Annotated in this window: 7 protein-coding genes; 1 reads left to right on the plus strand and 6 read right to left on the minus strand. The window is 50.7% G+C overall.

Going from position 1 to position 6,000, the window contains the following annotated elements; all coding sequences use genetic code 11:
* Positions 1 to 123: 123 nt before the first annotated feature.
* From JW929_15200 to JW929_15220, 5 genes are all read right to left on the minus strand, one after another.
* Positions 124 to 1,041, minus strand: a complete 918-nt coding sequence (locus JW929_15200; protein MBN1440752.1) for a hypothetical protein — start codon at positions 1,039 to 1,041, stop codon at positions 124 to 126.
* A gap of 249 nt (positions 1,042 to 1,290) precedes the next feature.
* Positions 1,291 to 1,884 carry a hypothetical protein gene (locus JW929_15205; GenBank protein MBN1440753.1) on the minus strand — a complete coding sequence of 198 codons (594 nt, stop codon included), beginning with the start codon at positions 1,882 to 1,884 and terminating at the stop codon, positions 1,291 to 1,293.
* Between the two features lie 84 nt (positions 1,885 to 1,968).
* Positions 1,969 to 2,499, minus strand: a complete 531-nt coding sequence (locus tag JW929_15210) for a hypothetical protein (GenBank protein ID MBN1440754.1) — start codon at positions 2,497 to 2,499, stop codon at positions 1,969 to 1,971.
* A 297-nt stretch (positions 2,500 to 2,796) separates the two neighbouring features.
* Positions 2,797 to 2,916: a transposase gene (locus JW929_15215; GenBank protein MBN1440755.1), complete on the minus strand. Its 120-nt coding sequence runs from the start codon at positions 2,914 to 2,916 to the stop codon at positions 2,797 to 2,799.
* A 50-nt stretch (positions 2,917 to 2,966) separates the two neighbouring features.
* On the minus strand, positions 2,967 to 3,218 hold the full coding sequence (locus JW929_15220; GenBank protein ID MBN1440756.1) for a transposase: 252 nt from the start codon (positions 3,216 to 3,218) through the stop codon (positions 2,967 to 2,969).
* A gap of 313 nt (positions 3,219 to 3,531) precedes the next feature.
* Here JW929_15220 and JW929_15225 point away from each other — a divergent pair, with 313 nt between their 5' ends.
* A complete protein-coding gene (locus JW929_15225) occupies positions 3,532 to 3,702 on the plus strand; it encodes a hypothetical protein (GenBank protein ID MBN1440757.1) in 171 nt (56 codons plus the stop codon).
* Between the two features lie 262 nt (positions 3,703 to 3,964).
* On the opposite strand, the gene JW929_15230 is transcribed toward JW929_15225, so the two are convergent.
* Positions 3,965 to 4,609, minus strand: a complete 645-nt coding sequence (locus JW929_15230; protein ID MBN1440758.1) for a dienelactone hydrolase family protein — start codon at positions 4,607 to 4,609, stop codon at positions 3,965 to 3,967.
* Between the last annotated feature and the right edge of the window lie 1,391 nt (positions 4,610 to 6,000).

Raw genomic sequence — 6,000 nt, forward strand, 5'->3', positions numbered from 1 at the left:
GGGACGGGTGAAACCGTGGCATATTCCGGCGGTTCCGCCATCCCCGGGAGGGCCGGGAACAGTATGCGCTCCGGGCAATCGTCCGGGCCAGGCAACCGCCTTGGGGGATTTTTCCACAATCCGTCAGGGCATCTTGGATACGTAGTTGCGGAGTGTTTCCAACGCGCGCCGATTGATCAGCTCGTAGTTGTCTTCCTCCAGAGGAATTCGTTCCGCCGCCAAGCGCTCCCGGATCATTTGCAAAAGGGCGCGCGTTACGTGACGCCCGATCTTGCCCACGTTGCGGATCAGCCATTCCGCCGATCCGATCACGGGAACTGGTTCGTTGTACGGCAACGGATCCTGCAGGACGCGGGGAATGAATTTGCGCAACAGCTTCGCATTGGGGGAATCCACAATGACGCACGTTTGCTGGATGTAACTCAACCGCTCTTCGCCGTCGAAAAACGGTTTGTATTGCATTTTGGAGTTTTCCGGCAATAACCCGGGGGAAAAGGGGGAGGTCTTCTCTTCGCGGATCCGCGGCCAATCCCGATCCAGCATTTGCAGCGCCGTCTGGTTATTCTTATGGAACGCCTCCGCCAACCGGCGGTTCTCCATCAGCTTGCGCAGGGTTCCGATCATTTCCCTCTGAATGCGGTCCAACTCCAGCAAAGCCGGCAAGCCGAGTTTTTCGTATCCGCGGGGAACGACATTGATGGAAAGCAGAAGGTGAATTGCGGTTTGCATTTCCTCCGGAAGCTGGTTGAGGTATTCGATATGCGGTTCCGCGATTCCCCGCAAAGCTTTAAGAATGGATTCTTTGGTTTCGCCTTCCCCCATGAGATAGGGCACTTTGGCCGAGGCGTCGCCGCATTTCCGCACCACCTCCACCATCCTCGGGTCTTCCTGATACTTATCGGCGAGGGCGATGATTTTGGAGAAATCCCGTTTCCGGATGACGATGGATTGGAAGATGATGTCTAAAAACGGGAGAATGGGGGAAAGGACGTAAAATTGATCCGTATCCACAGCAATATTCCTGCCGATAGCGTCCGGCATAATTCCTCCTTTGTCTGAACCGATACGCCCAATGGACCGCCTCAAACGCGGAACCGCCCACGCGGCATAATCCATTGTACTCGGAAAATCCCAAACGGGATCCGAGATCCAAATTTCAGCCCAACCCGGCCTGGGAAGGACTCCGATCTCCCATCGCGGCCGGCCATTTCAATCCGCGGTATCCCGCCTCCCTTTTTCGGCGCGCACCCGCAAGGCCAAACCGCCGCCGCCGGCTGCCGTGGGTTGGCGTCATTTTTGCTTGAGCAATTCCCGTAATTTTGTGGAAGTCTGTCCACCCGGACAAACGTGCCGCGTTCCACAAACCGGACAGATCCACCAAAAAAAGCTGGCCGCGTAGACCAAAACGATTCCCAAATAGACAAGCAGGTATATGGCGCTTTGTTGGTAAATAAAATACATCGGGAGAACAATGATGCTTAGAAAGGAAGCAAACGCCAACGTGACGGCAACGTTGTAGAGGCCTTCCGACCTTTTTGCATTTTTTAATACTCTGGCCAATTGACTGGAAGGCAGACAAAACCCGCCCACGCAGGGGGCGAACCCGCCGACATAGGGACACCGCCAATAGACGCAAACGTAGCTTTGGAAAAGCGCCACGAGTACAAACTGGCTGAGATAGACCGCAAAAAAGGTGCGGTTTACTTTCCACAGTAAAACGGCGATACCAATATAGATGCCGATCATTGGGATCGTCAGAATCAAGTACAACGTTTTTCGCGGATAGGATGCGCAGTTTTCGATCATGCCAAGCCCTTTCCTTTTCTTTATGCACAACGGCCTGGGAATGAGACGATTATCCGGCCGCGCCAGGTCGGTTTCCATTATAGATCAGGCCATCAAAGGACATACCGGCGAAGACCACACGCCGGCGGCCAAGCCGGCTCTCCCGCAGTCAGGGCCGGAAATTTAGGGTTCTTGACGTTTCAAGAAAAATTCATTTCTTACTTTCCAGGTTTTGCGCTGGTCGTTCGATTCTCTTCCCACCCAATGAAACGAGTCCTTTGTGATCTCGGTAAAACACCATTGGTTTATCGTTCCATCTTCCGATTGATATTCCTGCACGATATCGTCGCCGATTTTCTTGGCTTTCATTTTTTCAAACGCATTCGTATTTGGTTCGATCCAATAAATGCACCAATTCTCATTACTCGGATCATATACCCGCAGGGTTGTGCCATAAATATCTTTTTTCGCATCTCTGCTCCCGCCCCTCCTGTCTCGTCTTGCCGGGGCTATCCATACATCCTGAACCGCCCTTCCATCCAAAACCCACCCAAAATACACCTCGCAACTTTCTTCACGCCTAGTTCCATCGGATTTATGGACAATGACCTTCCCTTCCCACGATCCGATGAATTGACCGTATAGCATCAACTGCCGGGAATGTTCCGGGTTTGGAGTTATGGAAGCGAGAACGTCAATCATCTGTTCATTCATCGGAAAAGCCTATCTCCCTTATGGTTTTTCCGCCTAATTGATTCGCGCAAGCCGCTTGGCCGGCTGTGCCGAGTCCGACTCACATTATAATACCGGCAACCCGAAGGGCATTCAGAAAGGCAACATTCTTTCTGTAAAATGGTCGTTGCCATCGGATGATCCGGATTAATCGATGGGCTTTTCTCTCCCCGGAAATGTCTGATAGCGTTCCCTTATCCGTCGGTCTTTATCCACCTCCGTCAGCAACGCACTCACCAGGCGAAGGCAGGGAGCCTCATTCGGAAAAATCGCAATCCCCTATGATCGCCGGCGGATTTCCTCAATGAGCCTCTCTACCATATTCGTCGTCCAGATCAGCCGACGATGGGGATCCGGCAGCTCCATCACCGTCAATTCCTCGAGCAGGTTCGTCTCCATCTAGACCGAAAGCCGCGGAACCGTTGTGGAATATTTCTGGACGATCGATTTCAGGTTGCTTTCCGCAACCCCGCGATCCGGTGTCTGCAGGACATTCCGGATGTCCCGAGCCACCTCCGCGGGCATACTCTGCCTGGGCGCATCAGCCATCGCGTTTTGTTGAAGGTGGAACCCTCGAAGATCACGAGGGTAGGTTGGCACCGCCGCCAGGGAATCCCTCCGAACACGCTTTGGCGGGCCGCCCGCAATTCGGCATGTCCGTCGCTGACGATCAACCACACACCGGTGAGCCCGCGCGCCAACAGCGGTTTTAGGAAGTTCCGCCAGTGGATGCCCGCTTACCCAAGAACACCGAAACGCCCAAAAACCGCCGCTTCCTCTCAAAAATTACAGCCACGGTGACCTGGACGGTCGCTTCTTGGGTTTGGCCCTCCTTGCCGCTCTTTTTCATAGCGTGCGCCCAGAAGCAGGTATACCATTTCCCCGATCGTGAGGTAGATCGCCCCAAAACCGGTTTTGGCTTTCATTTTGGGGTGATTTGTGTTTGCCTGATTATAATTATTGGTATATAGTAGTAATTGTTTCCGTCAACGGATTTTTAGAAAAGGAGAAAAAATGAGACTTACACCCCCAAAGGCCATTACTTTCTGGATTTCCGTTGTTTTAGCCGTAATTGGTTTTATTGGTGTCATTGTTTCGATTCCTTTCATTTCTACTTACGCTTTCTGGTTCCTCTTTGCAGGATACGTTGTTTTAGTCCTGGGCCTTTTGGTCAAAGGGCTCTGATCTTCGGCATTTCTTTGACGGAAACAATCACAGAACCCCTTATTGTTTGGGGTTCTGTTCATGAACAACTGCCCATTATATTTTCCCTTTTCGAGTATTCTTTTTTAAAATCCAAGGACTGGCGGGTAAGCCGCCTGGCCAGCCGTGCAAGATTAGACCCGCCATTTTTACCGACTCTCCGAAAAACTTACCGACGAAAATTCCAAGCGAAAAGCCAAGCCGTCCAGAACCCGGTTATTCAGCGCAATGAATTTTTTGATTGTTATTTGTGGTTTCGTAAAAACAACAATGTCCGCTTCCAGGCAAGTTCGGCTTCTTTGCGGTTAAATCGATCTTTGCGATTAAGTTCAAAAAACCAATGTTTTGTTCCTTTATATGTGTAAAAATCGACTTCACGCCCTCGTTTCTGCAATAGCTTCCTGAGCTTTTCTACACCTGATGCAGCGAACCATTCGTCTTTCTCTGCAAAATGTCCTTGATACGACGCCCGTGTTTTTGAATAATCAATAATACTCGTACCATAATAAATAACCACCTCTGATATGGATTTGGGGTTTGCTTCGGATAATTCCAATGCGAATCTGGCGCCCATGGAAAATCCGATTACCGATAGGGTATCCCTTGTGACAAAGCCGGAATGACGCAATTCTTCGACAGTTGATCGCAAAGCGCCAAAAACCTTTTTTTGGTTTAATTTGGCTTTAAAAGCATATGCTTCTTTGAAGGAAGATGCGTGTTTACCTCCGTAATAGTCGGATGTCCAAACCACATAGCCATTTCTTGCCAAACGCGTGGATAAGTTTTTAAAGAAATCATTTAATCCCCACCAAGCCGGAAGCAGCATTATTGCTGGGCCTGTTCCCGATTTTGGCAATGTCAACAATCCGGACTTTATTGATGTTTTCATTTTTCCATCCAAGGATCGGCACCTAGCCGGCCGAATGTGTACGACAGGGACTTCATTATACAAGGGTTTTTCGAAATGCGCGCCAACGCAAGCACCATTGTAAAAATCGGATCCGTCGCCGGGGGGAAGCGGCGATTGCTCGCCGCTTTCCCCCCGCGCCCGGACGTGTACGATTCACTCATCGGGTTCTTCCGCAGCCAAGGGCTAACCGGTGCATTGCGGCTTACGGCGCAAAGCAGGTGCGGTCCCCGCAGAACGTTTCAGTTTTTTTCATGGACGATATGCGGTATTGGGAACGGGCGGATGCCTTGAAAAGCATCAAACCGCATCCGCGGGATGAATCTCTTTTGGTTTCGTTTGTAAACCCAGGTTCTCCACGGCCTTTCGGCATGCCCAGGCGCCGCTTCCAACAAATGGAGATCCCCGCGAATCCTGTAGCGTTTTATCGCCTCTGAGGATCAGGCTAGGGCGTCGGTAATGCTCACCCATTCAGCGCTGCCGGTAGTCCCGTTGCCATGATCAGATCTTAATCGGTGCACGACTCAGATCCTTCCGGAGGTTTTTTTCGTCCTGTACCCGGGTTGTGTGTTCTCCCAAAAGCGTCGTACCTCCGCCAAAGGCCGGTCATGTCTTGCGCCGGGTGAGGCGTTAAGTATTCGCAATTTCTTCTTTTCCCTTCCCCACAAAATATTGACTTTACCCTTTGGCCGCACGGCGCTTGGCAATTCCCATACAGCAACTTACGAAGAATATCACTATTCTATTCTCGTCCCCCAATCGTTCAATCATGCTCCTCTCCCCGTGGATTGACAAACGTTTGTTTCCTTGTGCGGATTAATCCGTACGGATAACAGTTAAGCGGCGAGTTCAGTTTTTTCCCCGTCCCCCCTTGGGTAAATCTGATAGAAATCCGCCAGAACCTGCCAGTGTTCTTTCCTAGGAGCTTTCCCCGAACCATGCTAAACGACGGCCGCAGGCAATCATCTGATTACGAAATGATAGCGCCCATGGTAATTGCGGTGGAAGAACCCCCTCTTGAATAATCCGGTCCAAAGTTTCCGCTGAATCCGACGCAAGGTTTCCACCGAATCCGACAGAACACCCTTCACTCGTTTTCGAATAATCCAGTCGGTAGAGGAGAATTTACTATAATGTTGTGCGTATATATGTTCGATAAAGTGACCAATTTTCCGGAAACAGGAGTACATCCTTGTAATAAATACGCAAGGACTAACAGAGGCAATATCGATCTTCTTCTTATACTCTTCATAGGTTCAAAAATTTTATTGCGCCATCGCGGTAGAACGATCAGTTACCCGATCGCACCCCGCACGGATCCCGGCGTGCGGTTTTCCCGCACCGGGCTCTTCAGGAAGACTCGCATCCGCAAT

Source organism: Anaerolineales bacterium (genome assembly GCA_016928575.1).
Lineage (GTDB): Bacteria > Chloroflexota > Anaerolineae > Anaerolineales > RBG-16-64-43 > JAFGKK01.

What these genes read in the sequence shown, in the direction of transcription:
- JW929_15200 (MBN1440752.1), bottom strand. Translation starts at nt 1,041, where the DNA reads ATGCCGGACGCTATCGGCAGGAATATTGCTGTGGATACGGATCAATTT.
- JW929_15205 (MBN1440753.1), bottom strand. Translation starts at nt 1,884, where the DNA reads ATGGAAACCGACCTGGCGCGGCCGGATAATCGTCTCATTCCCAGGCCG.
- JW929_15210 (MBN1440754.1), bottom strand. Translation starts at nt 2,499, where the DNA reads ATGAATGAACAGATGATTGACGTTCTCGCTTCCATAACTCCAAACCCG.
- JW929_15215 (MBN1440755.1), bottom strand. Translation starts at nt 2,916, where the DNA reads ATGGAGACGAACCTGCTCGAGGAATTGACGGTGATGGAGCTGCCGGAT.
- JW929_15225 (MBN1440757.1), top strand. Translation starts at nt 3,532, where the DNA reads ATGAGACTTACACCCCCAAAGGCCATTACTTTCTGGATTTCCGTTGTT.
- JW929_15230 (MBN1440758.1), bottom strand. Translation starts at nt 4,609, where the DNA reads ATGAAAACATCAATAAAGTCCGGATTGTTGACATTGCCAAAATCGGGA.